We start from the raw sequence: 530 nt of genomic DNA on the forward strand, positions 1-530 counted from the left end.
TCCAACTGGCGATGAACAGCTCGCTTTTCTCGTTGATAAACGCTTTGTCTCGTTATCCCGCATAGCTTACATACTCGAACTAAACTTATTCCTTCTTGTTCTTGAAGGCTTCTTGCTCCTTGGTGAGATACTTTTTTCTGAGGCTAGTTCCGTGTTCAGCATCAAGAATATCAACCACTCTATTTAAAAAGAGATTCTTGATTTTTTCGTCTTCCAGCTCTTTCTCAAGACGCTTTATTTTCTGTGCTGGTGACTCTTTAGGCTTAGTTGATTGGTGCATGGTATTCATCCTTGGAGTTTGCGCCCAATTCATCTTACCGTGCTTTCGAAGCCAAGTTAAAACAGTTGAACGGCCTTGGATACCATAAATGGTTTGGGCTTGTTTATATGTCATATCGCCTCTTTCTACAGCGGCGACGACCTGTAATTTAAAGCCTAGTGTGTAATCACGCTGAGTGCGCTTAACGTAGGTATTATTTGAAGTAGCCATAATTCGTCCTCAATGTGTAAACACATTTCAGGACGGGACA

At 41.7% G+C, this 530-nt stretch carries 1 pseudogene; it reads right to left on the reverse strand.

Features of this window, described 5'->3' with window-relative positions:
• Nucleotides 1-490, reverse strand: a pseudogene (locus tag AB4329_RS21655) (IS3 family transposase); the annotation flags it as partial.
• Nucleotides 491-530: the final 40 nt, after the last annotated feature.

Source organism: Vibrio sp. 10N.261.54.A5, from assembly GCF_041471145.1.
Classification (GTDB): domain Bacteria; phylum Pseudomonadota; class Gammaproteobacteria; order Enterobacterales; family Vibrionaceae; genus Vibrio; species Vibrio crassostreae_C.